The sequence below is a fragment of the Chitinophaga sp. 05T412 genome (assembly GCF_056396465.1).
The window spans coordinates 1-436 of record NZ_JBFTLN010000092.1 but is presented as its reverse complement, the minus strand read 5'-3'; the positions used below and the strand labels follow the sequence as shown (position 1 = coordinate 436).

1 protein-coding gene is annotated in these 436 nt (G+C 69.0%); it reads right to left on the bottom strand.

Translation table 11 applies throughout. The annotated features are described in order from the left end of the window. Positions 1 to 43: 43 nt before the first annotated feature. On the bottom strand, positions 44 to 436 hold a 393-nt coding region (locus AC1DFM_RS34820; protein WP_477081388.1), incomplete at its 5' end, for a hypothetical protein.

The window sequence follows — 436 nt, the reverse complement described above, 5'->3', positions numbered from 1 at the left end:
GTGCCGACGCCGTCCTCGACCTCGAGCCGGACGAACTCGCCCATCAGGCGGTGGGGCCGGCGGGCGCGTCGTCGACGGGCAGCCAGGACTGGAAGAAGAAGCCGACGCTCTGGAGGATGTGGTTCACCGAGAGCGGCACGAGGATCTCGAGGTCGGCGTTCGGCGTGATGACGTGCTCCGCGGAGACGACGAGGCTCTCCTGCACGAGCGAGAGCTTGACGATGTTGAGCTGCATGGTGAGGTCGTTGCAGCGGGCGATGCGCTCGTTGCGGTCGGGCGAGACGGGCTCGGCGAGCTGCCACTGGCCGAAGAAGCGGACCAGTGCGAGGTCGCCCTCGGCCACGCGGGCGAAGAGCGTCGTGCTGGCGCCCTCGTCGTCGACGATGGCGAACTCGAGGTCACCGTCGCCGTCGATGGACGCCTCGATGCCGAGACC